The sequence below is a fragment of the Streptomyces sp. NBC_01224 genome (genome assembly GCF_036002945.1).
Taxonomy (GTDB): domain Bacteria; phylum Actinomycetota; class Actinomycetes; order Streptomycetales; family Streptomycetaceae; genus Streptomyces.
This window is the reverse complement of the sequence record NZ_CP108529.1, coordinates 9,077,835-9,102,191: the sequence shown is the minus strand read 5'-3', so window position 1 is coordinate 9,102,191 and position 24,357 is coordinate 9,077,835. Positions and strand designations below refer to the sequence as shown.

At 67.0% G+C, this 24,357-nt stretch carries 30 protein-coding genes and 7 pseudogenes; 23 read left to right on the top strand and 14 right to left on the bottom strand.

Features of this window, described 5'->3' with window-relative positions; translation table 11 throughout:
• The first annotated feature begins 6 nt into the window (after nt 1-6).
• The 3 genes from OG609_RS41370 (at nt 7) to amaP (ending at nt 1,968) form a co-directional block, all read left to right on the top strand.
• Nucleotides 7-216 carry a hypothetical protein gene (locus OG609_RS41370; protein WP_327277478.1) on the top strand — a complete coding sequence of 70 codons (210 nt, stop codon included), beginning with the start codon at nt 7-9 and terminating at the stop codon, nt 214-216.
• A 463-nt stretch (nt 217-679) separates the two neighbouring features.
• On the top strand, nt 680-1,363 hold the full coding sequence (locus OG609_RS41365; RefSeq protein WP_327277477.1) for a DUF6286 domain-containing protein: 684 nt from the start codon (nt 680-682) through the stop codon (nt 1,361-1,363).
• 8 nt (nt 1,364-1,371) lie between these two features.
• Nucleotides 1,372-1,968: an alkaline shock response membrane anchor protein AmaP gene (gene amaP, locus OG609_RS41360; protein ID WP_327277476.1), complete on the top strand. Its 597-nt coding sequence runs from the start codon at nt 1,372-1,374 to the stop codon at nt 1,966-1,968.
• Between the two features lie 67 nt (nt 1,969-2,035).
• Here amaP and OG609_RS46540 read toward each other — a convergent pair.
• A pseudogene (locus tag OG609_RS46540) lies at nt 2,036-2,251 on the bottom strand (hypothetical protein); the annotation flags it as partial.
• 402 nt (nt 2,252-2,653) lie between these two features.
• Here OG609_RS46540 and OG609_RS41355 point away from each other — a divergent pair.
• Together OG609_RS41355 and OG609_RS41350 are read left to right on the top strand one after the other, a co-directional pair.
• Complete coding sequence (locus tag OG609_RS41355) at nt 2,654-2,809, top strand: DUF6131 family protein (protein WP_164495245.1); 156 nt, start codon at nt 2,654-2,656, stop codon at nt 2,807-2,809.
• Between the two features lie 159 nt (nt 2,810-2,968).
• Complete coding sequence (locus OG609_RS41350) at nt 2,969-3,415, top strand: SRPBCC family protein (RefSeq protein ID WP_327277475.1); 447 nt, start codon at nt 2,969-2,971, stop codon at nt 3,413-3,415.
• A 113-nt stretch (nt 3,416-3,528) separates the two neighbouring features.
• On the opposite strand, the pseudogene OG609_RS41345 reads toward OG609_RS41350, so the two are convergent.
• Nucleotides 3,529-3,747, bottom strand: a pseudogene (locus OG609_RS41345) (IS30 family transposase); the annotation flags it as partial.
• Between OG609_RS41345 and OG609_RS41340 the strand changes: the two are divergent.
• From OG609_RS41340 to OG609_RS41330, 3 genes are read left to right on the top strand one after another with little or no spacing between them, the layout of a single operon-like run.
• A complete protein-coding gene (locus tag OG609_RS41340) occupies nt 3,712-4,566 on the top strand; it encodes a gas vesicle protein GvpG (RefSeq protein WP_327278360.1) in 855 nt (284 codons plus the stop codon). The pseudogene OG609_RS41345 and the gene OG609_RS41340 sit on opposite strands and share 36 nt — an antisense overlap.
• Nucleotides 4,527-5,408: a histone protein gene (locus OG609_RS41335; RefSeq protein WP_327277474.1), complete on the top strand. Its 882-nt coding sequence runs from the start codon at nt 4,527-4,529 to the stop codon at nt 5,406-5,408. Before OG609_RS41340 ends, OG609_RS41335 begins: the two co-directional genes overlap by 40 nt.
• 6 nt (nt 5,409-5,414) lie before the next feature.
• Nucleotides 5,415-6,443: an SRPBCC family protein gene (locus OG609_RS41330; protein ID WP_327277473.1), complete on the top strand. Its 1,029-nt coding sequence runs from the start codon at nt 5,415-5,417 to the stop codon at nt 6,441-6,443.
• Between the two features lie 789 nt (nt 6,444-7,232).
• Here OG609_RS41330 and OG609_RS41325 read toward each other — a convergent pair.
• Nucleotides 7,233-7,579, bottom strand: a pseudogene (locus OG609_RS41325) (LysR family transcriptional regulator); the annotation flags it as partial.
• A 158-nt stretch (nt 7,580-7,737) separates the two neighbouring features.
• Between OG609_RS41325 and OG609_RS41320 the strand changes: the two are divergent.
• Nucleotides 7,738-8,127, top strand: a complete 390-nt coding sequence (locus OG609_RS41320) for a VOC family protein (protein WP_327277472.1) — start codon at nt 7,738-7,740, stop codon at nt 8,125-8,127.
• A gap of 443 nt (nt 8,128-8,570) precedes the next feature.
• On the opposite strand, the gene OG609_RS41310 is transcribed toward OG609_RS41320, so the two are convergent.
• Nucleotides 8,571-8,726 (bottom strand): DUF6131 family protein, encoded by a 156-nt coding sequence (locus OG609_RS41310; protein WP_229846355.1) that lies wholly within the window; start codon nt 8,724-8,726, stop codon nt 8,571-8,573.
• Between the two features lie 477 nt (nt 8,727-9,203).
• Here OG609_RS41310 and OG609_RS41305 point away from each other — a divergent pair, with 477 nt between their 5' ends.
• From OG609_RS41305 to OG609_RS41265, 9 genes are all read left to right on the top strand, one after another.
• Nucleotides 9,204-9,599 (top strand): gas vesicle protein GvpO, encoded by a 396-nt coding sequence (locus OG609_RS41305; RefSeq protein WP_327277471.1) that lies wholly within the window; start codon nt 9,204-9,206, stop codon nt 9,597-9,599.
• Between the two features lie 91 nt (nt 9,600-9,690).
• A complete protein-coding gene (locus OG609_RS41300) occupies nt 9,691-10,155 on the top strand; it encodes a gas vesicle structural protein GvpA (protein ID WP_327277470.1) in 465 nt (154 codons plus the stop codon).
• Between the two features lie 3 nt (nt 10,156-10,158).
• Nucleotides 10,159-10,872: a GvpL/GvpF family gas vesicle protein gene (locus tag OG609_RS41295; protein WP_327277469.1), complete on the top strand. Its 714-nt coding sequence runs from the start codon at nt 10,159-10,161 to the stop codon at nt 10,870-10,872.
• 9 nt (nt 10,873-10,881) lie between these two features.
• Nucleotides 10,882-11,133 (top strand): gas vesicle protein GvpG, encoded by a 252-nt coding sequence (locus tag OG609_RS41290; RefSeq protein ID WP_259930026.1) that lies wholly within the window; start codon nt 10,882-10,884, stop codon nt 11,131-11,133.
• An 82-nt stretch (nt 11,134-11,215) separates the two neighbouring features.
• A complete protein-coding gene (locus OG609_RS41285) occupies nt 11,216-11,662 on the top strand; it encodes a gas vesicle protein (protein ID WP_327277468.1) in 447 nt (148 codons plus the stop codon).
• The gene (locus OG609_RS41280) at nt 11,659-12,474 is read left to right on the top strand and encodes a GvpL/GvpF family gas vesicle protein (protein ID WP_327277467.1); all 816 of its coding nucleotides are present in this window, start codon (nt 11,659-11,661) and stop codon (nt 12,472-12,474) included. The genes OG609_RS41285 and OG609_RS41280 overlap by 4 nt, the downstream gene beginning before the upstream one ends.
• Nucleotides 12,471-12,719, top strand: coding sequence for a gas vesicle protein (locus tag OG609_RS41275; RefSeq protein WP_114243088.1), 249 nt, complete (start codon nt 12,471-12,473; stop codon nt 12,717-12,719). The genes OG609_RS41280 and OG609_RS41275 overlap by 4 nt, the downstream gene beginning before the upstream one ends.
• A complete protein-coding gene (locus OG609_RS41270; RefSeq protein WP_327277466.1) occupies nt 12,709-13,116 on the top strand; it encodes a gas vesicle protein K in 408 nt (135 codons plus the stop codon). The genes OG609_RS41275 and OG609_RS41270 overlap by 11 nt, the downstream gene beginning before the upstream one ends.
• A 16-nt stretch (nt 13,117-13,132) precedes the next feature.
• A complete protein-coding gene (locus OG609_RS41265) occupies nt 13,133-13,306 on the top strand; it encodes a CsbD family protein (protein WP_114243090.1) in 174 nt (57 codons plus the stop codon).
• A 268-nt stretch (nt 13,307-13,574) separates the two neighbouring features.
• On the opposite strand, the gene OG609_RS41260 is transcribed toward OG609_RS41265, so the two are convergent.
• Together OG609_RS41260 and OG609_RS41255 are read right to left on the bottom strand one after the other, a co-directional pair.
• Nucleotides 13,575-14,771, bottom strand: a complete 1,197-nt coding sequence (locus OG609_RS41260; RefSeq protein ID WP_327277465.1) for a PP2C family protein-serine/threonine phosphatase — start codon at nt 14,769-14,771, stop codon at nt 13,575-13,577.
• Nucleotides 14,772-14,872: 101 nt separating this feature from the next.
• Nucleotides 14,873-15,283: pseudogene (locus tag OG609_RS41255) on the bottom strand (transposase); the annotation flags it as partial.
• Nucleotides 15,284-15,366: 83 nt separating this feature from the next.
• Here OG609_RS41255 and OG609_RS41250 point away from each other — a divergent pair.
• A complete protein-coding gene (locus OG609_RS41250; protein WP_327277464.1) occupies nt 15,367-16,488 on the top strand; it encodes an IS630 family transposase in 1,122 nt (373 codons plus the stop codon).
• Between the two features lie 17 nt (nt 16,489-16,505).
• On the opposite strand, the gene OG609_RS41245 is transcribed toward OG609_RS41250, so the two are convergent.
• The 3 genes and pseudogenes from OG609_RS41245 to OG609_RS41235 all read right to left on the bottom strand — a co-directional run.
• Nucleotides 16,506-17,189, bottom strand: a complete 684-nt coding sequence (locus OG609_RS41245) for an alpha/beta fold hydrolase (RefSeq protein WP_327277463.1) — start codon at nt 17,187-17,189, stop codon at nt 16,506-16,508.
• A 140-nt stretch (nt 17,190-17,329) separates the two neighbouring features.
• A complete protein-coding gene (locus tag OG609_RS41240) occupies nt 17,330-18,451 on the bottom strand; it encodes an IS630 family transposase (RefSeq protein WP_327272935.1) in 1,122 nt (373 codons plus the stop codon).
• 35 nt (nt 18,452-18,486) lie between these two features.
• Nucleotides 18,487-18,837 (bottom strand): annotated as a pseudogene (locus tag OG609_RS41235) (transposase); the annotation flags it as partial.
• 30 nt (nt 18,838-18,867) lie between these two features.
• On the opposite strand from OG609_RS41235, the pseudogene OG609_RS41230 reads away from it, so the two are divergent.
• Nucleotides 18,868-19,236, top strand: a pseudogene (locus OG609_RS41230) (integrase core domain-containing protein); the annotation flags it as partial.
• 51 nt (nt 19,237-19,287) lie between these two features.
• Here OG609_RS41230 and OG609_RS41225 read toward each other — a convergent pair.
• The 4 genes and pseudogenes from OG609_RS41225 to OG609_RS41210 form a co-directional block, all read right to left on the bottom strand.
• Nucleotides 19,288-19,575: pseudogene (locus OG609_RS41225) on the bottom strand (hypothetical protein); the annotation flags it as partial.
• The gene (locus OG609_RS41220; RefSeq protein ID WP_327277462.1) at nt 19,563-19,859 is read right to left on the bottom strand and encodes a hypothetical protein; all 297 of its coding nucleotides are present in this window, start codon (nt 19,857-19,859) and stop codon (nt 19,563-19,565) included. The pseudogene OG609_RS41225 and the gene OG609_RS41220, both read right to left, overlap by 13 nt.
• Before the next feature lie 229 nt (nt 19,860-20,088).
• Nucleotides 20,089-20,733, bottom strand: a complete 645-nt coding sequence (locus tag OG609_RS41215) for a response regulator transcription factor (RefSeq protein WP_327277461.1) — start codon at nt 20,731-20,733, stop codon at nt 20,089-20,091.
• The gene (locus OG609_RS41210) at nt 20,721-21,977 is read right to left on the bottom strand and encodes a sensor histidine kinase (RefSeq protein WP_327277460.1); all 1,257 of its coding nucleotides are present in this window, start codon (nt 21,975-21,977) and stop codon (nt 20,721-20,723) included. Before OG609_RS41210 ends, OG609_RS41215 begins: the two co-directional genes overlap by 13 nt.
• A 169-nt stretch (nt 21,978-22,146) precedes the next feature.
• Between OG609_RS41210 and OG609_RS41205 the strand changes: the two genes are divergently transcribed.
• The 3 genes from OG609_RS41205 (at nt 22,147) to OG609_RS41195 (ending at nt 23,569) form a co-directional block, all read left to right on the top strand.
• Nucleotides 22,147-22,587 carry a hypothetical protein gene (locus OG609_RS41205; protein ID WP_327277459.1) on the top strand — a complete coding sequence of 147 codons (441 nt, stop codon included), beginning with the start codon at nt 22,147-22,149 and terminating at the stop codon, nt 22,585-22,587.
• 60 nt (nt 22,588-22,647) lie between these two features.
• Nucleotides 22,648-23,283 carry a class I SAM-dependent methyltransferase gene (locus tag OG609_RS41200; protein ID WP_327277458.1) on the top strand — a complete coding sequence of 212 codons (636 nt, stop codon included), beginning with the start codon at nt 22,648-22,650 and terminating at the stop codon, nt 23,281-23,283.
• 133 nt (nt 23,284-23,416) lie between these two features.
• The gene (locus tag OG609_RS41195; RefSeq protein WP_327278430.1) at nt 23,417-23,569 is read left to right on the top strand and encodes a hypothetical protein; all 153 of its coding nucleotides are present in this window, start codon (nt 23,417-23,419) and stop codon (nt 23,567-23,569) included.
• On the opposite strand, the gene OG609_RS41190 is transcribed toward OG609_RS41195, so the two are convergent.
• Nucleotides 23,566-24,288, bottom strand: coding sequence for a hypothetical protein (locus OG609_RS41190; RefSeq protein WP_327277457.1), 723 nt, complete (start codon nt 24,286-24,288; stop codon nt 23,566-23,568). The two genes, OG609_RS41195 and OG609_RS41190, sit on opposite strands and share 4 nt — an antisense overlap.
• Between the last annotated feature and the right edge of the window lie 69 nt (nt 24,289-24,357).

The window sequence follows — 24,357 nt, the reverse complement described above, 5'->3', positions numbered from 1 at the left end:
CGCGTGATGAGCAAGGCTGTGGTCGGCTTGATTGCCGGAATGGCACTGGGCTTCGCCGGATACTTCGGTGGCTTCTGGGCCTTCCTGCTGGTGCTGGTACTGGGCGCCGTCGGACTTGTCGCCGGGCGCTTGATGGAAGGTGATCTCGAACCGGGTGACTTCATCCGCCGCCGTGACGACCACCAGCGGATGCGCGATGACCGGCGACAGGCTTAGGGAGACTGGCGGCAGTGACCAGTGACGTCGATCGTCGTCCGGGCATTCCTCGTGGGGAGCGGGGTGCGACCACCGTCTCCGACCGAGTCGTTGCGAAGATTGCTTCCCACGTGGCCCGCGAGGCGCTGAGCCGGTTCACCGAGTCGGCCGGCCACGTACCGCCCGGCCGCCGGACACCACGCGTGAGGGCGTCTGTGCGGCGGGCACCGGAGCGGAACGAGAACGCCGCAGGACGGGACGGTGATCCTGCCGATAGCCGTCCGGCCGCGCTTGGCGAAGTACGGATGCACATCGCCGTGGAGCTGGGCTATCCGTCCGACATCGGGGCTCAGTGCGCTGCGGTGCGCCGCGAGGTCATCGAGCGACTCAGGAGATGGGCCGGCATGGACGTGTCCGAACTCACGGTGTCGGTCGAGAGGCTGCACTCGGTGCACTCGCGGCATGGAGACCGGGAGAGAGTGAGATGAGCGCGAACACCTGGCGGCAACCGACCGGCGATGGCGACATTCCCTCCGGTACGGGACAGGTAACTACGTCTGCGGGCAATCCCGCAGGTAAGGGCACGACGGCAGCGGTCCATAGAGCGGGCCGGCCGGCGCGCCGCTTCTGGTCCGCGCGGCGGATCCCGGCAGCCGTTGTGGCGCTTCTGTCCGTCGCAGCCATTGGGCTGCTCCTGTACGACGTGGTCTCGGTGCGGGCAGACCGGCCCGGGATGAGCTGGCGACGGCGTCTCGCCGAGGAACTGGCCACACGACCACTGCATGACATCTGGATGACCGTCGGGGCCGCAGTGGCGATGGCCCTTGGCCTGTGGCTTTTCCTGCTGGCGGTGACGCCGGGACTGCGCGGACTGCTACCCATGCGGCATCCCACCGGAATCCCCGGAACAGGGGAGGTCCGCGCCGGGCTCGACCGCCATGCGGCCGCCCTGATTCTGCGCGACCGGGCCGTACGGGTGTCCGGTGTGCAATCGGCACGGGTCGATGTCGGCCGCCGGAAGGTCAAAGCCCGGGCACAGGCACATTTCCGCGATCTCAACGAGGTCCACGCGGATCTGGACGCCGCGCTGAGCGAAGCCGCAACGAACTTGGGGCTCGCCCAGCAGCCCACGCTGGACGTGCGCGTCCGGCGCCCGAAGAAGGGGTGAAGTGTCCCATGCTCAAGGCGGTGAACCGGGTGCTGCTGGGGCTACTCGGCCTTGGACTGTTCGCCCTGGGTGGCGGCGTGCTGCTGGGTGGGCTGGATCTGCAGCGCCACTGGGGGTTCGACGTGCCGGGCTGGTGGCCCTTCCGAGGTCCGAACGATGTCGTGCTGGGCACCGAGGGACGCACCCGATGGCGGGAAGAGGACTGGTGGTGGCCGGCCGTCATTGCGGTGCTCGCCGTGCTTCTCGCGCTGCTGCTGTGGTGGCTTCTGGCGCAACTGCGCAGACACCGGCTGGGCCAGGTCCTCATCGAGAGCGAAGACGACCCGGCGGCCCGGCTCAACGGCCGCGCGCTGGAGGACGCAATCGAGGAAGAGGCGCAGGTCCTGGACGGGATCTCGCAGGCTCATGTGCGGCTGACGGGTCGGCGTACTGCTCCGGCCGCACGAGTACGGCTGTTGCTGAAGCCTCACGCGGAACCGGCGCAAACTCTGGAGCAACTGAGCCGGGAAACGCTCGCACACGCACGGGACTCGGCAGGCCTGGACCGCCTCCCGTCGGAGGTCCGACTCCGGGAAGTCCGCCACCGCACCCGCCGCATCGCCTAGGCGATCTGTCCACGGAGATCGGTGACAGATATCGCCGGTGTGTGGTGATCCTGAACAGGTGAGGCCCTCATACGGGTCTGCCAAACGACCGGTGTAGCTCACGTTGTTGAGGTTTCTGGCGGACTGCTGAGAGACGGCCGTCGAGGTGATGTCGAAGGCGTTCAGTGCGGTCCTCCAACACATGGTCCGGCGGGCTTGACTCTTACCGGTGAAGTCCGGGGACGTGATCTCCATGTTGACGCGCTTCAGTGCGGCCTTCGTTGGGGAATTGACCGCGGACCTTGCCCCCCGGCAGCGGCTTCTGCCGCTGGCGTACGATCTTCGACTCGAACGCGCCTTCACGGTCCCTGGGCACGGTGATCTCCATGGGCCGACGTCGGTCCGTACCGTCTTGGAGCGGGTCCCGTTGTGGGAGGTGCCGCCATAGAGCCTCGTGCAGACGGGGCCATGCCCCTTAGATTTGAACCGCGCTTTCCAGGACGGTTGTCGGAAGCTGATGAGTTGCGTCACGGCGCCTCTGGTGCCGAGCGCACTGGCGATGACGGCCAGGCGGAAGCGCAGGATGCGCCTGCCCTCGCGGCATGGCCTTTTCCCTGGTCTGGTGGACGATCGCCTCGCGCGGTCTGCATCGCCGTGTGTATGTGTGAGGCGCATACTGAAAAGACCTGGGAGAACGGAGGACGCCATGATCATCCTCGGCGTCATTCTACTGGTCATCGGTCTGGTGGCCGGCATATCGATCCTGTGGACCATCGGCATCGTGCTCGTCGCGATCGGCATCGTTCTTTGGATCCTGGGTGCCGTCGGGCATGCAGTGGGCGGTCGACGGCATTACTGGTAGGGCTGCTTGTTCCGGCTCCCCGTGCGGCCATGTGATGTCCAGCGGCGGCTGTGATCTCGGTGTGCTCGGGTGCCGCATGCTTGCTCGATGCGGATGTTGGTGCCCTGCCCGCAGATCGCTACCAGGGTCGGGAATTCAGCGTCCCGGATGGGAGCACACATGGCTGTACGTCATCAGCTCATCGCCCGGGAACCGTCCGTACTCTGGGCAGTTCTGGAGGACGAGAGCCGTTACACGGACTGGGTGGTGGGGACCTTCGACTCCGGCCCGGGCGACGGGCGTTGGCCGGAAGTCGGATCGTCGATCAAATACACGGTGCGTGTGGGTCCGAAGGAGTTCGACGGACGCACGACGGTCCGTCGCCTCGACGCGCCGCGCGCGCTGGAACTCGAAGCGCACGGAGGGCCGTTGGGTACGGCACGGATCGCCTTCGACATCCGGCCGTGGGGCGACAAGACCTTGGTCATTCTCGACGAGCATCCGCTGCGCGGACTGGGAGGGAGTCTCCACAACACAGTTCTCGACGCCTTTGCGCAGATTCGGCACCGCAGCATGCTGCGACGACTGGCGGAAGTCGTCGAAGGAATGCCCCAGGACACGGGGTGAGCGACAGGACGGGAGGACCAGCCCCAACAGTTCGTCTTCCCACCGATGCCCGGTGGCTGGCGGATTCGAGGGGTCGTCTCAACACTGCTGGTCAGCTGACTGAGTCCAGTAGCTTTAGCGAGACGCTCGGCTGGGGCTTCCCAGCCGAGCGTCTTTCGTGGTCGGCTGTTGAGTTCGGCGGCCACCACCTCCACGCCCTGGTCCCAGGTCAGGGAAAGCCACAGGTGCGGCGGAAGGGATTGGACCGTCGCGGCGAGAGCGTTACGGGTGGCCAGGACACTGTGGCCGCACGGCAGATGTACGAGCATCAGATAGCGGGTGGAGCGCTCGACCGCCAGGTGGCGGCGAGAGTGGTGCTCCTGGCTGCAACGTCGCGCGCCGCAGTTACGCGGAGCGTGTGGCTCGCCCTTGCCCGGCGTGGACTCGCACACGCCACGACCACAGTCGTGGAACAGCCCTTCGTGCACCCGGCTGGCAGCGTGACCATACGACCGGCACCTGGACCCCGCAGCCATGCAAAGGATGGGCTCGTGCACCGTCGTCCGCTACACCGCCAAAACATCGATCACCAAAACTGTCGCCCACCCCGGCTGGTGCGCCCGACAGCTCCTCAAGGTGCGAGGCGCCCGATACCGATCAGACTTGGATGCATGGCAGAAGAACGTCGGCCGCGCGACGGGAACACTTCTACGACAGCCGCGTGGCGAAAACGACGACTTCCGAAGCGCGGCGGAGCAATTCGGAAGCGCGCACCGCGAACACGTCGAGCTGCGTCTTGCGGGCCCGCCTGCCCTGTTGCAACGTCGTCGCCGCTGCAGGCACTCACGTGCAGGCCGCCGGAGTCTGACATGGGACTGATCACAGGACTTCTCACGCTCCCCAACACACCGGTCCGCGGAGTGATCTGGGTTGCAGAGAAGCTCAACGACGCTGCCGAGCGCGACCTGCACCACCCAGGAATGCTCAGTGCCCAGCTGGCTGTACTTAACCGGGAGTTTGAAGACGGAGATATCAGCACGGAGGATTTCGAACCGGGAAGAGGAAGGGCTGATCGACCGGCTGCATGCTGCACAGGTCGGCCCCGCACCGAACGATCGAAGGTGGCGCACTCATGGATGACACAGCCAAGGTGGCCCTCGCGGCCGCTGTAGTGGGCGGCTATGTGCTGGGCCGGACGAAGAAGGGCCGGCTGGCGCTGACCATAGCGACGTATCTGGCAGGGAGACGATTCGGCCTTGAACCCCGACAGCTTGCCGCCGAAGGGATGCGCAGACTCGGAGAGATTCCCCAGTTCGCCGAGCTGCAGGAGCAGCTGAAAGGGGAAGTCTTCGACGCAGGCCGTAAGGCAGTGGCTGCCGCCGCCGACCGGGGCATGAGTTCCCTGGCCGACGCCCTCAGCGACCGCACGGCGCGGCTCGGCGAGAAGCAGGATGAGGGGGACGAGGAGGAGTACGAGGAGGAAGAGGGAGGCGCGGAGTACGAGGAAGAGGAGGAACCGGAAGAGGAAGAGGAAGAGGAAGAGCCGGAGGCCGAGTACGAAGAGGACCAGGCTGAGGAAGAGGAGGAAGAGGAGGAAGAGCCTGAAGAAGAATACGAGGAAGAGGAAGAGCCGGAAGAGAGGCAGCCGAAGCGGCGCCGCAGTTCTCTCCAACCAGCCCAGCCCAGAGGGGGCGCGGCACGCAAGAAGGCCGCTCCAGCCCGCGGAGAGAAGCCTCGGACGGCCAAGAAGTCTGCCGCCCGGAAGGCGGCCCCGCCAAAGAAGACGGCTGCGAAGAAAACTGCTCCGGCCAAGAAGCCCGCCGCCCGGAAGACGGCCCCGCCAAAGAAGACGGCTGCGAAGAAAACTGCTCCGGCCAAGAAGCCCGCCGCCCGGAAGACGGCCCCGCCAAAGAAGACGGCTGCGAAGAAAACTGCTCCGGCCAAGAAGCCCGCCGCCCGGAAGACGACGTCGTCGAAGCGAGCAGCGTCCAAGCGCGCCGATCGTCGGAGGTAGACAGTCATGACCAGGACGGAAACAGACCAGCCCACGGCACAAATGTCGGGTGCGGACCGGCTTCGCGAAGAGGCGTCCAACTTCCTCAGTGCACAAGTGGAGAGGCTCGCCGAGAAGGCGGGCGACAAACTGACCGATGTCACTGGGCAGCTCACTGATGTGGCCGAGAGTGGATCGCTTCCCGCGATCGGCTCCCGTATTCTCCAAGGCGACTCACCGCTGAAGGCATTCATCGGGGAGAAAGCCAAGGGCGTCAAGGACAAAGTCGTGGGGAAGGTCAAGGAAGCGTTCGGCGGCGGAAAGGGGAAACGCAAGTCGAGCGGCGGCAAGGTCATGAACATCATCGAGGTGCTCGATGTGGGAGTGCCCCTGCGTGTCGCGTACGACCACTGGACGCAGTACGACCAGTTCAGCAGCTTCGCGAAGGGCGTTCGCGACGTCTCGAAGAGCGATGAGATTTCCAGTGACTGGAAGGTCAAAGTCGGCCCTTCCTCGCGCAGCTTCAAAGCGACTGTCCAGGAACAGATTCCCGACGACCGCATCGTTTGGACGTCCGAGGGAGCCAAGGGAACTACCCGTGGTGCGGTCAGCTTCCATGAGCTGGCACCCAGCCTGACTCGAATCGTCCTGGTCGTGGAGTACTACCCGTCCGGGTTCTTCGAGAAGACGGGCAACCTGTGGCGCGCCCAAGGGCGCCGCATGCGACTCGACTTCAAGCACTTTCAGCGATACGTCTCCCTCGCCCAGGAAGAGCCCGAGGGCTGGCGCGGTGAAATCCGGGACGGTGAAGTCATCGTGTCCCACGAAGACGCCATGGAAGAAGAAGAGGCCGCCGAGCAGGAGGACGCACAAGGCGAGGAGTCCGAGGACGAGGAATACGAGGAGGAGCCTGAGGACGACGAGCCCGAGGACGAAGACTACGAGGACGAGGACGAGCCTGAAGACGAAGAAGAAGGCGAATACGAGGAAGAAGAAGAGGAGGAAGGAGAGGAAGAGGACGTAACACCCTCCAGGAAGCAAAGGCGACAGAGGTGACGCCATGACTGACGTCGACTTCAGGCAGGGGTCTACCCCGTTTCGGGGCCGTAGACCACCAATGTCGGGCCGCAGTCTGTCCAGATGGGTCGTGATCCACCGCAGGACTTTGCGCGGCTTGCGCATCGTCCGGTGCGGCGGGGGCGGATCACCTCGAAAACCCTGGTCGCGGACTTCACGGAAGATCTGGCTGGCCGGCGTTGTGACAGCCCTCAGCGAACCGCTTGTAGATGTACGGCTTGAAGTCGTCCAGCAGCGTCCGGCGGGAGGTGACCTTGACGAGCAGATCGTCGACATCTGGAGTTCTGGCATGGCGTCGGGATCGTGTAGTAGTCGAGCTGCAAATTCCGGCTGATTCCATGCAACGGGCTTCCATGGGAGAGGAGTTCGTGCACGGCCGGGCGCCGTTCGGGGATACCGACGATGATGCGGCGCGGACGGCCGTTGACGTCGTTGGCTCCGTCCGGGGCCAAACGTGGCTCCGCTTCGGAAGAGGCGGGCCCGTATCGGCGAACGCGGACCGAACGCATTTGCAGTGTCCTGGCACGGTCTGCTCCACAGTTACTGTCCGAGGTTGTTCCACAGGTGCCAGGCGTCCGCGACCTGGACGGCCTGCGGTGCCGCCGCGCGTGCGGCCTCGGGGTAGGTGGAACCACGGTCCTGGCAGATGACCTCCACCTCAGGATGGTCGGCGAGCCAGCGGGCTCTGGCGCGGATTCCCTGCCGGGCAGTACATCGATCGGTCGCCGGGCTTCGAGGTCCACAAGCAACGTCACGTACGTATGTCCGCGCAGCAGTGCGAATCGATCCGACGGTCAGATTGCCTCGTATCTCGCCGGTGGCCGCCGCCACCTCCGCCCCGGCCCGCTCAGCCGCCCCCAGGGCCTGGCGGGCGGCGGGCAGGAACGCCTCTCCGGCGGTGGTCAGCCGCTCCCAGCGGCTGGTCCGCTCGAACAGCCGGGCACGCAGTTCCTTCTCCAGCCGGGCCACTTGGTGGCGGAGCGCGGACCGGACGACGTGGCACCGCTCGGCGGCGCGGGTGAAGCTCGTGGTCTCCGCTACCGCGAGGACGTAGCGCATCTGCTGGAGATCTCCATTGATCCATCGTGAACCACGATGGATCGGATGACAAACATGCGTTGGACCAACGGATGCCTGTTCGGCGATGCTGAAGTCAAGGGCAGGCCACGGCAGTCAGCGAACAGCCACCGCCCCGGACCGGCAAGGCCCGGAGCCGCCGGCCCCGTCGTACCACCACCAGTGCCCCGGCCGACCCGACCCTGCGGAGACATCCATGCGCGTGATTGCCTTCGACCACCTCGTCCTGAACGTCGCCGACATCGAGCGCTCGCTCGCCTTCTACACCGGCCCGCTGGGGCTGCAACCGGTGCGGGTGGAGGAGTGGCGGGCCGGCAAGGTCTCCTTCCCGTCCGTGCGGGTGAGCCCCACCACCATCATCGACCTCGTCGAGGCGCCCGACGAGCGGCCGCAGGGCTCCAACGTCGACCACATCTGCCTGGTGGTCGAGCCGCTCGACTGGCAGCAGGTCATCGATTCCGACGTCTTCACGGTGCTGGACGGTCCTGGCGAGCGCTTCGGCGCCCAGGGCACCGCGGCCTCCCTCTATGTGCAGGACCCGGACGGCAACACCGTAGAACTGCGCTGGTACCCGCAGGACGCCTGAGGATCGTCGCGGCAACCCATCGGACACCCCCTATTGATCAGAAACTCAATGGGTTCTCGTCCAGGACGTAGCGAACGGTGGGACCGCCGAAGTAGCCCCGGACGATGTGTGGCTGTCGCTGGCGTCTGCGGAAGAACCGGCTTGTTTCGGTGGCAAGTTCGGCTTGGTTCCGGGCTCGGTGCTGCCACCAACGCGGCCACCGCCCGCAACCGCAGGGCCTCCTGCGCCGACGGCGACAGGTGCCGCGCGTCCCCCACCAGATCGCTCACACACCACCAACGACCCAGAACCCAAAGCGTTTCGGGGATCAATATGCTTCGGTGGCCAGTTCGGAGGCCTGCTCGAAGTGTTTCGGGGTCGGCAGTACCTGAAAACTGCGGCGGCCTCCAACCAAAGGCCAGAAAACACCTCCACAAGTCGCTGAGTGGCGAGACTCCGCCGGGCTACCAGTAATGCCTTCGTCCAGCGACCGCGTGCCCCAGCGACCCCAAGATCCACAAGACGACCCCGATGACCGCGAGAACAATCCCGATTGTCCACAGTATGGAGATCCCGGTCACGAACCCGACGACAAGCAAAATAATTCCGAGAATTATCACGATGTGCTCCGATCTCGCACATGCCCTCTGTTTTTTTTACTGTGATCCCTGCACACCGCAAGGGCAACTGCTCAGGGATGTCGGCGGTCTCTGAACCTGGACCCCCTGGGGTCGGTGACTTTTGGCCCCGTCTGCAGTTGTTCAGCCGGTTGCCGCGCTCGGTGTGCGGCCGATGTCGCGGTCTTTGAGCCGGTAGGAGTCTCGCGCCCAGGGCCTCAGTGGAAGCGATTCCTTCCTTGAGGGATAGCGTGCCCACCACCCCACCACCCGACCACCCCACCACTCACAGCGTTTCTTATGCGGCAGCGATGGCGCTATGCAGCCAGTGGGGGCTACGGCGCGCGGTTAGGAGGCTGTGCCCGGCGCTGAAGCAATGTGCGAGCTCCGAGATGCCGTCAGCCCTGGCCGTATATCATGGAACGGCGTCTTGTGAAGGTGACGCGGGCATCATGTCGTCTCCGATTCCGGAGCGGGAACATGGCCGTAGGCGAAGAGGACGAGACAGGGCGCGTCCGGCGTCCGTCCAGCAAGAAGCCCGTCAAGAAGACCGCCAGGAAAACCAGCACCGGACGGGCCAGCAGCCGCACGAGCGAAACGAAGCGTGCGGCCCGTAGGGTTTCGGCCCCGCGGGCCATGCGGTATGCGGCTGAGCAGCTCCAGGAGCTTTTGGGGCGAGCACCCGAGTCCGTCTCGGCGGTGAAGCCGACGGAGAGCGGCTGGCAGGCGGACGTGGAAGTTTTGGAGCTGGAGCGTATCCCCGCTACTACCAGCGTGATGGCGAGTTACCGGGTGACGCTGGACGAGGAAGGCGAACTGCTGGCGTACGAGCGCACCCGCCGCTACACCCGAGCCCAGATCGACCCGCGTGGCTAGGGCCGGAATACCGCTGCTGCACCGCTCGCCGGACAAACAAACGGAAACGGCCTCGTCCGGAGCCACGTGTGAGCTGCTGAAAGGAGGCACCATGACTATGGTGCCGCAGGGCGGAGGAACCATTTCCAGGGCCGGCGGAGGAGGGTCGGGGAACCTTTACGACATCCTCGAGCTGATTCTGGACCGCGGCCTGGTGATCGATGTTTTTGTACGTGTGTCCTTGGTGGGCATCGAGATCCTCAAGATCGATGCCCGCATCGTCGTGGCGAGCGTGGATACCTACCTGCGTTTCGCGGAGGCCTGCAACCGCCTCGATCTGGAGGAGGGCCGCAAGGCTCCGTCTCAGCTGACCGACCTGGTCGGCGAGGTAACCGAGAGTGGAGCACACGGCAAAGCCAAGGGCGCACTGAGCGGGGCCGCTGACGTGCTGACCGATGCTCTGAAAGGGGGACGTGACGACGACGAGGCCGAGCAGTCAGAAAAGAGGCGCAAGGAGCCCGAGGAGAGGCGGGAGCGGCCGCGGCGTCGGCCTGCCGCCCGACGCCGCGAGGAGTGAACCATGGCCGTATACGTGTATTCCATTGTCAGGGCCACCCATCCGCAGCGCTTGGACGGCCTCCACGGGGTGGGGGACCCGCCTGCGACCCTCCGCACGGTGCGCACCGAAACACTGTCCGCAGTCGTCAGCGACGCGCCCGAGGAGCTGCGTCCCAAACGCCGAGACCTCAGCGCACACCAGTCCGTCCAGGAACAGCTGATGGCCGACGGCACCGTTTTGCCGCTGCAGTTCGGCTTCACCACCACGGACGACGACGCTGTACGAGCGGTCCTGGAGGACGGTACGGATAATTTCGGCGAACGCTTGCGGGCGCTGGAGGGCTGCGTGGAATACCACCTGAAGGCCGCCCAGGACGAGGATGCGCTGTTGCGCCAAATCCTTCAGGAGTCCGACGCGGCACGCGAGCTCAACGAGGAGATCAGAAGCGGCCGCAGCAGCCCGGAACTGCCGCTCGCCCTCGGGGAGCTGGTCTCCCAAGAAGTGCAAGCGCGGCAGGATCGGCTCGCTGTCGCAGTCCTCGATGCGCTGCGCGGACTCGCGCGGGAAGAACGCTCGTCGCAGCCGACCGGGAACGACTTCTTGAATGTGTCCTTTCTTGTGGAGCGGGACAACGAGAAGAGCTTCCTCGGCGCGGAACAGGACATCGCCAAGGAGCTGGGCGAGGACTTCGACCTGCGACTGGTCGGCCCGCTGCCCGCCTACAGCTTCGTCTAAGGAGTCCTCATGGGACTGCTGACTCAACTCGCGACTCTTCCGCTGGCGCCGGTGCGCGGCGTGGCCTGGGTCATGGAGCGCGTCGTCGAGGCCGCGGAGAACGAGTACTACGACCCGGCACCCGTCGAACGGGAACTCGCCGCACTTGAGCGAGCGCTCGTGGCGGGAGACATCGACGAGGAAACCTTCGACCGGCGCGAGGACGAGTTGCTGGACCGGCTGGACGAGATCAGGGCCCATGTCCAGGGCGTCGATACCTGATCGCGGCAGCCGGTGGAACGGGCGCATTGCCACGCGCTCCCGTCGAAGCTCCGGGACACCAGGGAATTGAGGTGCAGCGGCCGTGACCGAACCCGTCGCCAGGAGGCTGGGCGACCTCCCGTCCAGGTCCGCCCCGTATGGCCAGGGCTCCTCGGCCAATCTCGCCGACATCCTGGAGCGCGTCCTGGACAAAGGCATCGTCATCGCAGGCGATATCCAGATCAACCTCCTGGACATCGAACTACTTACCATCAAGCTGCGCCTGCTGATCGCTTCGGTGGACAAAGCGAAGGAAATGGGCATTGACTGGTGGGAGCACGATCCCTCACTGTCGTCACGCGCCAACGACGGCTACCGCTCACTCGCCGAGGAGAACAAACGGCTGCAGGCTGAAATCACGGCGCTGCGCGAGGACCGCGAGCTGGCACGGGTCAAGGACGAGGAGAGCCGCGCTGCGACTCCCCGGCGCACCTCACATACCAAACGAGCAGAGCCCAGCCCCCGCAGCGAGAGGCGGGACGAGCCATGACCGCCACGGTCTCCTATGCGTACGCCGTAGCACGGGACGCCGACGGATCGCTGGAAAAAGCTCTGTCCGGGCTCCCTGGAGTGGCGGAGGCGTCGGTGCATCTAGTGCGTGTAGAAGACAGCGACGATGTGGTGGTCGCCGTGAGCCCGGTACCCGAGCGAGACTTCCGAGAAGCCGCGCTGCGAGCGCATCTTGAGGACTTGGACTGGCTGGAGTCAGTCGCCCGCGCCCATCACCGGGTGATTGAGGCCTTGGCCGCCCGCACCGCCGTCCTGCCACTGCGTCTGGCGACGGTATACCTCGACGACGAGCGGGTGCGACTCATGCTCCGGGCCCGCCACGAGGCGTTTGCCGGCAGACTGACCGACCTGGCAGCGCAGGTGGAGTGGGGCGTCAAGATCTATGTCGAAGCGGCCGCTGAGACCGAGAGGCCAGCAGGCCCACCCACAGATGCGGGTCTGAGCCCCGGGCGGGCCTACCTCAGCCAGCGCAGAGCACAGCGACACGCCCGCGAAGACGCCTATCGGGGCGCCGAACAGGCAGCCGAGCGGGTCGAGGCCGCCGCCCGCGCTTATGCGGTTGATCGCGTCCAGCACCGGCCGCAGCAAGGCGAACTCGCCCGCGGGCCGGGAGAGAACGTCATCAACGACGCCTACCTTGTGCCACTGCAACACGCCGAAGACTTCCGCGCCGATGTCATGCAGGCCGCGGAAGCACTACCCGGGGTACACGTCGAAGTCACCGGGCCGTGGGCCCCGTACTCCTTCGCCGCCCTCGCCGAAGCAGAACCGCTGAAGGGGACCACGCCGTGAGGGCGGCAAGCAGGCCGGAGGCCACGCCGGAGGAGCCGCTGCCGCAACGGCAGATCGCACTGATCGACCTGCTGGACCGGTTGCTCAGCGGAGGGGTGGTCCTCACCGGTGACGTCGTGCTCTCCATCGCCGACATCGACCTCGTACGCATATCGCTGCGCGCGCTGATCGTCTCCATCAGCGAACAGAATCCGTCCCCCTGGCATGCCATCTCAGCACCCACAGGAGACGACCATGACAGGTGAGGACCGTCCGCCCGGAAGCCGCCTCGACGAGATCGCCGATGCCGCCGCCCGCGCCTTCCGCATGCTGCCCGCAGTGCCGCAGGACATCCTGCCCCGGGGCGGTGCGGAGGTGCGAAGGCCCGCCCACCGGATCACTACCGACCCGGACACAGTGGAACGGGACCTGATCAAACTCGTACTCACACTCGTCGAGCTGCTACGACAGCTCATGGAACGCCAGGCCCTTCAGCGCGTCGACGCAGGAGACCTCACCGAGGAACAGGAGGAACGCCTCGGAGCAACTTTGATGATTCTGCACAGTCGTATGATTGAACTCTGCTCTCGATACGACCTTTCCATGCAAGATCTCAACTTGGATCTCGGACCTCTCGGATCTCTGCTGCCACCACCTGAATGACCCCAGGGAGAACGACATGGGTATCGGAAAGAAGTCCAAGAATATAGGCAAAATCGCGGAGGGGAAAACAAAGGAAACGGTCGGGCGGGCCGTGGGCAACGAAAGCCTGGAGGGAAAGGGGAGGGCCCAAAAGATGAAAGGCAAAGTGAAGCAGGCAGTGGAGAAGGGCAAGGACACGTTCAGGCACTGAAAGAAAGACATGTAGCACTGGCCCGCTGCCGCACTCCCTCGCGGCCGAGGCCGCCTCCCCTGCACGACGACGGGGGGTTCCTGATGATGGCGGACCTTGAGGGCAATGAGTTCTGCATCATCCCTGAGGGCGCCTTCGAGCTCGACGACGAGGGACGCGCGAACTACCTCGGGGGCCTCTGACCCAGCCCCATAGGTTCGCCGACTGGTCTTTCGTCGATACCCGCGGCGCCGAGTGCGCGGCCGGGCCGCACGGGGCGCGGCAGTGCTTACCTGTCGGCTCCGGCTTGGGCGTGGCGGCCAGCGGGCTGGGGCCCGTGCCAGTCCAGGCACACGATGGTGGCGTCGTCTGCCGGGTGTCCGTGGCAGGCATCGGTGACCGCTTGGGTCAGGGTCCGGACGACCTCGCGGGGGTGTTCGCCGGCGGTGTTGTGGATCATGTCGGGCAGGTCGACGGATTCCGCTTGGCGTTCTTGCATGCCGTCGGTGTAGAGCACCAGGCGGTCGCCTGGGGCAAGGTCGAGGTTCTGGACCCGGTAGCGGCCGGGTGCGTGCACGCCGAAGGGCAGGTCGGCGTCCAGGCGTACTTCGTCGACTGTGCCATCGCGCAGGCGCAGTGGCCAGGGGTGGCCGGCGTTGACGAGCTGTGCGCCGGACCCGTTCAGGGCGATGCGCAGGAGTTGGCCGGTGGCGAAGGCGCCGCGGCCGTGGTCGAGGAGGGCCTGATTCGTCTGGCGGGCTTGTTCGGCAAGGTCCTTCTCGGCGCGGCGGGCGCCGCGGGAGGCGTTGACCAGGAGGGAGGCGATGAGGGAGGCGTCGACGTCGTGGCCCATGGCGTCGGTGACGGCCAGGTGCAGGGTGGCGTGGTCGAGGCTGTAGTCGTAGGTGTCCCCTGCGATGGTGTCGGCCGGAACCAGGGCGCAGGCAAGGGCGAACTCAGCGGCCTCGCAGGAGGCTGCCGAGGGCAGGAGCTGGCGCTGGATCTCGGCGGCCAGGCTCAGCGCGGTGGTGCGCTCGCCCCAGTGATAGAGGTCGGTGAAGCGGCGGTCGGTGACGATGATGTACGCCAGCGCGTGCGCGGCCTCCTCGACCTGCTCCAGCACCTCCTGCGTGGACTGAGGAAGGAACAGCTCCAGCACGCCGATCGTGTCGCCCCGGTTGGTGACCGGTGCGACCACCTGCTGCACGTCGCCGTCCGGGCCCTGCACCAGCTTCTGGGTACGCAGGACCTTGTCGTAGATGCTGCCGGCCAGGGGGATCTGGTCGGCGCGTCGACCCTGCTGCGAGGCGGCCTCCCCGCTGACCCGCACCACCTGCCGGCCGACGACGTCGACGAACAGGAAGCTCACGTACTGCGCGCCGAAACGGTCCCGCAGGTTGTCCGCGACCGTGTCCAGGGACGCTACCGGCGCCGCATCCTCGGCTGCGGCCAAAAGCTCGGCCAGCCCGATCCGATTATTGGCCATCGTCGTCTCCCAGCGTTCCTTCGCACCCCCACCTGACCACAGGCATCATCCTCACGCGACTGCGCATCGAGTCGGCTAAGAGGTCGTTTTCTCCCAGTGTTTCATCCCGGAATCTGCTGTTTGATCTGTGGTGCCGGGTCGCGCCAGGACACGGTGGTTTCGCCGGTGCGGCGGCGGGGCATGAGGTCGGTCATGGCGAGGTGGATCATGGCTTCGGAGCGGGCAGGCAGGGTTTCGTAGTCGCGGGCCAGGCGGCGGCGGAACATGAGCCAGCCGTAGGTCCGCTCGACCGCCCATCGCTTCGGAATGGGGGTGAAGCCCCTGGTTCCGGGGGCGCGGGCGGCGATTTCCATGTCGATGCCGAGTGTGCCTGCATGCTCGACGAGGTGCTGGCGGTAGCCGCCGTCGACCCAGACCTTGCGGATGCCGGGGTGTTCGGCGGCGACCTGGTCGATGAGCTGGGTGCCGGCCACGGAGTCCTGCACGTTCGCTGCGGTGACGAGCACCGCTAGTGCTGTGACCGCATAGGTTCGCCGGGTCGGTGGTCGTGGCGGTTGGATGTGCGGTGACGCCCGATCCGACTCCTGGAGGTGCGGTGGCCGATCCTGTCCGTGTGCGCAGGTTGACCGACCAGGAGGGACAGACACTGCAGCAGATCGTGCGCCGGGGCAGCACCAGTTCGGTGCGATACCGGCGCGCGATGATGCTGCTGGCCTCAGCCGGCGGCAACCGGGTGCCGGTGATCGCCCAGCTGGTCCAGGCCGACGAGGACACCGTCCGGGACGTGATCCATCGGTTCAACGAGATCGGCCTGGCCTGCCTGGACCCTCGGTGGGCGGGAGGCCGTCCCCGCCTGCTCAGCCCTGACGACGAGGACTTCGTCGTGGCGACGGCCACTACCCGCCCGACCAAGCTCGGTCAGCCCTTCACGCGCTGGTCCATCCGCAAACTCGCCTCCTACCTGCGGAAAGTGCACGGCCGCGGGATCAGGATCGGACGCGAGGCGTTACGGTGCCTGCTCGCCCGCCGCGGCATCACGTTCCAACGGACCAAGACGTGGAAGGAGTCGCCCGACCCGGAGCGTGACGCCAAGCTGGACCGGATCGAGGAGGTGCTGGAGCGATTCCCGGACCGGGTGTTCGCGTTCGATGAGTTCGGGCCGCTCGGGATTCGCCCCACCGCCGGGTCGTGCTGGGCCGAGCAGGGCCGACCGGAGCGGCATCCTGCGACCTACCACCGCACCCACGGGGTGCGCTACTTCCACGGCTGCTACTCGGTTGGCGACGACACGTTGTGGGGCGTCAACCGTAGGAAGAAGGGCGCCGCGAACACCCTGGCCGCGCTGAAGTCGATCCGCGCCACCCGCCCGGACGGCGCCCCGATCTACGTGATCCTGGACAACCTGTCCGCCCACAAGGGCGCCGGCATCCGCCGCTGGGCGAAGAAGAACAAGGTCGAGTTGTGCTTCACCCCGACCTACGCCTCGTGGGCGAACCCCATCGAGGCCCACTTCGGACCGCTGAGACAGTTCACCATCGCCAACTCCCACCACCCCAACCACACCGTGCAGACCCGGGCTCTGCACGCCTACCTGCGGTGGCGCAACGCCAACGCCCGCCACCGCGACGTCCTGGCCGCCGAACGCAAGGAGCGTGCCCGCATCCGCAGCGAGAAGGGCCTCCGCTGGGGCGGCAGACCACTACCGGCCGGGGCCTGACCACCCAACCCGGCCCGCTAGGAGTTGGCAGCCTCGCCCAGGACGCGGGCGAGTTCGCGGGGGCGGGTGGCCATCGGCCAGTGGCCCGAGTCGAGGTCCACGTACTCAAGGTGAGTAGCGCGGGCGAGCTCAGGACTCTCACCGGCGGCGATCCACTCCTGGGCCTGGGCGGGGGTGAACTCGGGGCAGACAACCACAACGGGGACGTCGAAGCGGCGCTCGTCGGTCAGGCGCACGACTCCCCTGGCGACCGCCTCGGGGACAGGAACGGCGGCGGACGCGAAGCGGTCCCGGGCCTGCTGGTCCAGGTCAGCGGCGTCCGCGCCCTCGAAAGGATCCCACCCCGGGAAGGGCATGGCGCCGCCCTCGATCGCGAAGTGATCGGCGTAGGCCCGCCCATCGGCGGCGGGGAAGCCGCCGATCAAGGCGACCTTGGCCACCTTCTCTGGTCGTGCGTCGCCAGCCAGCCAGGCCAGGGTCGATGCTGCGGAGTGCCCTACCACCAGAGGCTTTCCGGGCACCGCGTCAACCGCGGCAAGCACTGCTGCCAGCTGGTCGTCAAGCGTCGCGGAGGCGGCGCCGTCACCCTGGCCCGGGAGGGTGAGCGGCACGGGATGGTGGCCGAGCGTGGCGAGTTCGGGCACGACGTCGTCCCATGCGGATCCGTCGAGCCACAAGCCAGCGATGAGCAGGATGTCCACGGTGGTTCTCCCGGAGAGACGTCAGATCTGGTTGCCGGCACGCTACCGGGAGGCTCTGACACCGGGCTCCGGTCAGACTGAGATCTTTGAAAACTGCGGCTCGACCCAACCCAACCTGGCGAACCTACGCGGTCACAGCACTAGTGTCCTGCGCCGGAGATCCGTCGGCAGAAGCGGGCGAGGGAGTCGAGGATCTCCTCGGCCGTCTTGGTCCAGATGAACGGTGTTGGGTTTTCGTTCCACTCCTTTACCCACGCACGGATGTCGGCTTCCAGGGAACGCACGCTTTTGTGGGAGCCGCGGCGGATCTTCTGGTCGGCGAGGAAGCCGAACCACCTCTCCACCTGGTTGATCCAGGACGAACTGGTAGGGGTGAAGTGCAGGTGGAATCGGGGGTGTTTGGCCAGCCATGCCTTGATGGCGGGCGTCTTGTGGGTGCCGTAGTTATCGCAGATCAGGTGGACCTGGAGGTGCCCGGGAACCTCCTTTTCGATCTTGATGAGGAACTTCTTGAACTCCGCTGCCCGGTGCCGACGGTGCAGCGAGGTGATGACTTCGCCGGTCGCGACGTCGAAGGCCGCGAAGAGGGTGGTCAGACCGTTGCGGACGTAGTCGTGGGTGCGACGCTCGGGCATGCCCGGCATCATCGGCAGCACCGGCTGAGACCGGTCCAGCGCCTGGATCTGCGACTTCTCGTCCACCGACAGCACCACCGCCCCTTCGGGCGGATTGAAGTACAGCCCGACCACGTCGTAGACCTTCTCCACGAACAAGGGGTCCGCCGACAGTTTGAAGGTGTCCGTCAGATGAGGCTTGAGATGGAACTTGCGCCAGATTCGGCCCACGGTCGACTTCGACAGCCCGCTGCGGTCGGCCATCGACTTGCGCGACCAGTGCGTGGCGTTCTTCGGCATCTCCTCCAACGTGCTGACCACGACGGCCTCCACCTGGTCGACGCTGATGGTGGGCGGTCGACCCGGCCGGGGCTCGTCCATCAACCCGTCCAGCCGGGCGGCCAGGAACCGCCGACGCCACTTGCGGACCGTATCCGCCGCTACCCGAAGATCCCGCGCCACCACAACAATCGGCGGAACGTCAGGGCCTGCACACGCCAGCACGATCCGCGCCCGTAACGCCACCGCCTGCGCAGACGTCGCCCGCCGGGCCCAACGCTCCAGCACCGCACGCTCGTCAACGGACAACAACAACGGTTCCAGCTTCGGACCACGACGCGGTGCGGGCACACCCGCAGAAACACTCATACAGGAACTAACGATGGATCTCCGGTGCAGGACACTAGCAGGAGGCCGATGGTGTCGACGACGATGCTCCGCTTCCGCCCGACGATCTTCTTTCCGGCATCGGTGCCCTGGGTGGAGGCGAGGACGCTGGTGGACGTCTTGACGCTCTGCGCGTCGATCACGCAGGCCGACGGTTCGGCGTCCCGCCCTTCATTCTGCCGTAAGAGCTGCCTGAGCAGGCCGTTGAGCTGGGCGAACACGCCTTCCTTCGTCCACTTCGCGAAGTATCCGTAGACCGTTTCCCAGGGCGGGAAGTCGTGCGGAAGGTAGCGCCACTGCACGCCGGTGCGGTCCACATACAAGATCGCGTCCGTGATGTCGCGCAGGTCGTGCTCGGGTGGCCGGCCGAAGTGCAGGGCCCTGCCCCGGCTGCCCTGGTGATCGTGTCCCTGCTCTACCGCACCGCCCGCGCGCTGTTGTCCGTCCCCCCGGTCCTACTGCGTCGAGACACCGCCAAGGATGCCGAACTGCTGGTGCTGCGGCACGAGAATGCCATCCTGCGCAGGCATGTGAAGGGCAGGGTGCGCTATGAGCCGGCCGACCGTTTCTGGCTCGCCGCCCTCACCTCGCTGATACCGCGTGGCCGCTGGGCCGCCACCTTCCCCGTCACCCCCGGCACTTTGCTGGCCTGACACCGCAAACTGATCGCCAGGAAGTGGGACTACCGCGGCTCTCGCACCGGACGGCCGCCGACGGCGGCCGCACTCAAGAGTCTCGTGCTGCGCCTGGCCGATGAAAATCCCCGCTGAGGCCACCTGCGGGCTGCTGGCCCTCGTTGTCGAGGTGGCAGCGGGCGGTCAGGCGTCAGGGTCGACTTCGGGGTGCGTGAACCGCACGGGCTTGCCCAGCGACCGGGCGTAGGCGATTTCGGCTCGGGTGCTGTCTCCGATGTAGTCGCCGACTACGAGCAACTCATCAGCGAGCCGGATCTTCGCCCGGTGCAGACCGTCGAGTCGAACCTTCAGCGCCTCGGCCTCGACAGGATCGGACCAAAGTTCGTGCGGCGACTTCATGTCAATGCCCGGTTTGACGACAATCTTTCCGGCTTTGATCTCCCGCAGATCGGCCTCGTTCATCTCAACAGGACCTCGGTCGTGGCCGAGCGGGCGTCCGGCTCCGGCTCCGCCCGGTCCGCGTACACCGGCGAGCCGCAGTCCAGATAGATCACCGGCACACTGGCGGCGAAACGGTCCCGGACCGCGCGCAGCAGCCGCCCCTTGCCCATGCCCGGGCCACCGGTGACCAGCACCACGGGAAGGTCGGGCCCGTACAACGGTTCGCGGCCGGCGCCCGATGGTGACCGTCCGAGCAGGCGCGCGAAGAAGCCCTCCTCGTCGAGGAGTCTTTCGAATCCCAGGGCTTCACACACGGATCCCTCATGGAGGCTCTCCCGCCCGGGAGCGGGGTGACGGTGGAAGGAGATTATTGGAGCATAGGTCCTCTGTTCGGACACCGGTGGTTACAAGACAGGAAGTTGGCGATATTGGGCACGGAGTCCCGGGACGCGCCGGCACCACCTCGGACGCCCGGATGTCATGCCGGAGAAAGGCCGGAAAGGCCCAAGTGGAAGGGGATGCGGTCCGCAGGGTGGGCCGAGATCAGGCCACGCCGAGGAAGCTCAGTACGGCGAGCACCCGGCGGTGGTCGGCGTCCGCCTTCGGCAGGTCGAGCTTGGCGAAAATGTTGTTGATGTGCTTGGCCACCGCGCTCTCGCTGACCACGAGTTGCCCCGCTATCCCGGCGTTGGACCGGCCGCCCGCCATCAGCTCCAGGACCTCGCGTTCCCGCGGGGTGAGCCGGTCCAGCGGGCTGCTGTGGCGGCGCACCAGAAGCTGCGAGACGACCTGCGGGTCCAGCGCCGTCCCGCCGGCCGCGACCCGGCGCAGCGCGTCCACGAACTCCTCCACGTCCGCGACGCGTTGCTTGAGCAGATAGCCGATGCTGGAGGTGTTGGCGGACAGCAGATCGGCCGCGTACCGCTCCTCCACATACTGCGAGAGCAGCAACACCGCGGTCTGTGGCCACTGCTGCCTGATGACCAGCGCGGCACGCACGCCCTCGTCCGTGAAACCGGGGGGCATACGGACGTCGACCACGGCGATGTCCGGCCGGTGCTCCTCCACCGCGGCCAACAGCGCCTCGCCGTCGCCCACTTCGGCGACGACCTCGAACCCGGCCATCTCGAGGACCTTGACCACCCCGACCCTGAGCAGTACGGAATCCTCGGCGATCACGGCACGCACGGCAGCTCCACGGTGATGACGGTCGGCCCCCCGACGGGGCTGTCGACCGACAGCGTGCCATCGACCGAGGCGACCCGCTTGGCCAGCCCTGCCAGCCCGGTACCACCGGTGGGTTCCGCGCCGCCCACGCCGTCGTCGCTGATGACGACCAGCAGCGTCTTCCCGAAGCGCTCCACGGACACCTCGGCCCCGGACGCCTCGGCGTGCTTCACCACGTTCGTCAGCGCTTCGGAGACGACGAAGTAGGCGACCGCCTCGATCGTGGGAGACGGACGTGACGGCACGTCCACCTTCACCCGTACCGGGATGGGTGCTCGGGCGGCGATGCCGGACAGCGCGGCGTCCAGGCCGCGGTCCTCCAGAACGGCCGGGTGCAGTCCGCGCACCAGGCCGCTCAGCTCCTCTATCGCGTCCTTCGCCTCCCGGTGCGCCTCATCGATCACCTGGCGGGCGTCCTCGGGCAGGTCCTGGAGCGTGGCCTTGGCCAGGCCGAGGTTGACCGCCAGGGAGACCAGCCGCTGCTGAGCGCCGTCATGCAGGTCCCGTTCTATCCGCCGCCGTTCGGCGTCGACCGCGTCCACCAGGCCCGTCCGGCTCTCGGTCAGGTCCTCGACCCGGCGGGCCAACTGCTCCTCGCGGCTGGGCCCGAGCAGGACGGTGGCGGTGCGGGTGTCGAGCCGGGAGAGGGCGTCAGTCGACAACCGCGCGATGTGGAGCAGGGCGAGCCCCGCCGCGGTGACGTACGCCGCCCAGGTGTAGTAGCCGGGATGGTCGACGCGCCAGTCCAGCGGCACCAGCCAGATCCACAGGTAGATCGAGGTGGCGGTGACGGCCACGACCCATGCCAGGAGGGTGAAGGACCCCGCGAGAGCGAGCAGCGGCCCGTCCAGCAGGTGGTAACTGAGCTGCCGGTGCCCCGCCCGGGATCGCAGCCACTCCGGCAGCCGGGGCCGCTGTCCCGCGTAAGGCGAGGGGATGGCCACGTCGAGCCGGGTGCGGAAGCGGCCGCGCTGCACCTCGGTCAGCAGCGGCCCGGCGAGCACGATGGCCGTGAACGCGACGAACACCGCGACGGGCAGTTGGCCCGCCGGGTCGAGGACCGGGACGAAGAGCAGCCACAGCAGGGACACGACGAAGAGGACGCCGAGCTGGACGAGGACGCCCGTGACGAGGAACGAGACCGGTCGTCCGGCTCCCTGGAACGGGAACAGAAGTAGGCGCCGCAGGCGGGCGGTTGTGTGCATGGGGAAACGGTAGGTGTCCGGGCCGGGGGCGGGCCATGGCAAGAGCATCCGCCTCGGGGTGTAGCTAGTGCCACCCCCACAACGGACATTCGCGTTACTGACCATGAGCGCCGGGCGGACGAGGCTTGAGGCCGTGAAGGAACGCCAGGAACGCGAGGAGAACGATCCGATGAGCACGCTGAGCATCTGCCGACTTCAGGACGAGGCCCGCGGCTCGACCGGTCCGCGCATCCGCCGCCGGTACCGCCTGGAACACGTCCTGGTCGGCTGCGGGCTGGCCCTGCTGCCGTGGCTGGTCGTGCTGGCCAACGGGCTGCCGGGGACCGCCATCGCCTCGAACTGGTGCACCGCCTGGATCGGCCTGGACGCCTTGGAGTCGCTGGGACTGATCGCCACGGGGCTGCTGGCCATGCGCGGCCACCACCTGCACGCCCTGACGGCCACCGCCACCGCGACGCTGCTGGTGGTCGACGCCTGGTTCGACACGATGACCGCGGCACCGGGCGCGGATCAGGTCTCGGCGATAGCGATGGCGCTCGGCGCGGAACTGCCACTGGCGGTGGTGTGCGTCGTGCTGGCGGTACGAGGGTTTGCCCGCCAGACAGCCTGACCCTCGCTCCCGGCCCCGCCTCCTTCCCGCACGCCACCATCCCCTCCCAAGAAGAGATCCATGTCCCACACCGTCCTGGCCAAGCCCGCCGTCCGCTGGGCGCTCGCCGCCGATGCCGTCGCCGCCGGCGCCCTGTGGTTCGGCGACAAGGCCCCTTACCCGCACGCCCAACACAAGCTGCTGGACCTGCCGTTGCCGTATCTGACCGCGAACCGCGTGGACGCCGTGCTGCGGCCCAGGCCAGGTGAGCGGGTGCTGGAAGTCGGTCCCGGCACCGGCCTGCAGTCGCTGCACGTCGCTCCCCAACTCGGCCCGGAAGGAAGGCTGGACGTCCTGGACATCCAGCCGGAGATGCTCGACCACGTGATGCGCCGCGCGGAACGGCACGGCGTCGCCAACATCACGCCCACCCGAGGTGACGCTCGTGAACTCCCCTTCCCTTACCGCACGTTCGACGCCATGTGCCTGGTGACCGCACTGGGCGAGGTACCGGAGCCGGAGCGGGTGCTGGCCGAGGCGGTCCGGGTGCTCACCCCCGGCGGCCGACTGGTGGTCGGCGAGTTCTTCGACCGCCACTGGATCCCCTTCGGCACCTTGCACCGCCTCGCCGACGACTCCGGCCTCCACCTGGCCGCACACCGTGGCTCCACCCTCGCCTACCTAGCCCGCTTCCGCCCCTGCGCCGCGGCAGCGTAGGGACGGGCCCGGGTGTACTGCCCCGGGAGGCCGGGGACGCGGCCGGGCGGCTGGTTTTTACCCGCGGAGCTGACGGATCCCGGCGGCCGGCCCGTACCTCCTGCCGTACAAGCCGCTCGCGTCTGGAGGCAGCGTGCCCATCTCCCGCAACAGGGCAGGACCCGTCTTCGTGACCGGTGCACTGGGTCTGACCCCCGCCGCGCTCGCCTACCCCGCCATGCTCGGCGTCCAGAGCACGTCCGGCTCCCCGGACCGCAAGATCGGTCCTCGAAGTCGCGGGGGCTAGTCGGTGGATTGAACAGCTTCGAAGTATTCAGCCCAGCTGTTTTGGGCGTACTGATCCCAGGCGTAGGCGGTGTGGGGGTGGATGCCGAAGAGGTCGCTGACCACGATCGGCGGGAGGTCGGTGATCGCTTCCATCATGGCCGTGTTGCGGGCGCTGACGCCCGGCAGGCCGTGCAGCTTCATGTAGTGGTTGACGGTCTGAGGGCTGCGGGGGCGACTTGGGGGCCGGCCCGGGAAGAGGAAGCCCGGAGTCCCGGTGTGCGACTGCTGAAGCACAGAGGTGCGGCAGGCGGGGCTCGTGATCTGTCGTTCGATGAGGACCGCGAGCCGGGGTGGGAGCAGGACGGGGTGCTTGCTGATCGTCAGGTAGGCGTCGTCGCCGTCTCGGTGGAAGCGGTCGGTCGTGAGCTCGACGATCCGGGTAGTGGGAAGGGCATAGAGGCAGGTCAGAGCGCCGATGATGCGGGCTTCCAAGGGGAGGGTGTCGTCGTTGAGACAGCGGCGAAGTTGTTGGTTGAGTTCGTCGGTGTCGAGGAATCGGGAGGGCAGGCCGTATTTCTTCGTCGGGATGGTGACCTTGCTGGTCAGGCGGCGGGCGACGGCCCAGCGGATGAATGGCTTGAGGTCTCGGCGCCAGGTGGGGTTGGTGGTCAGCCAGAGGTCGAGGTCTTCCTGGCTGAGGTCGGCGAGCGTGATCGAGTTGTCGTCGAGCCAGGTCATGAACTTGATTGCGGCCCGGAGCTCTCCGGCAGTGATCGCCCGGACAGTTCCTAGTACTCCAGCCGGACT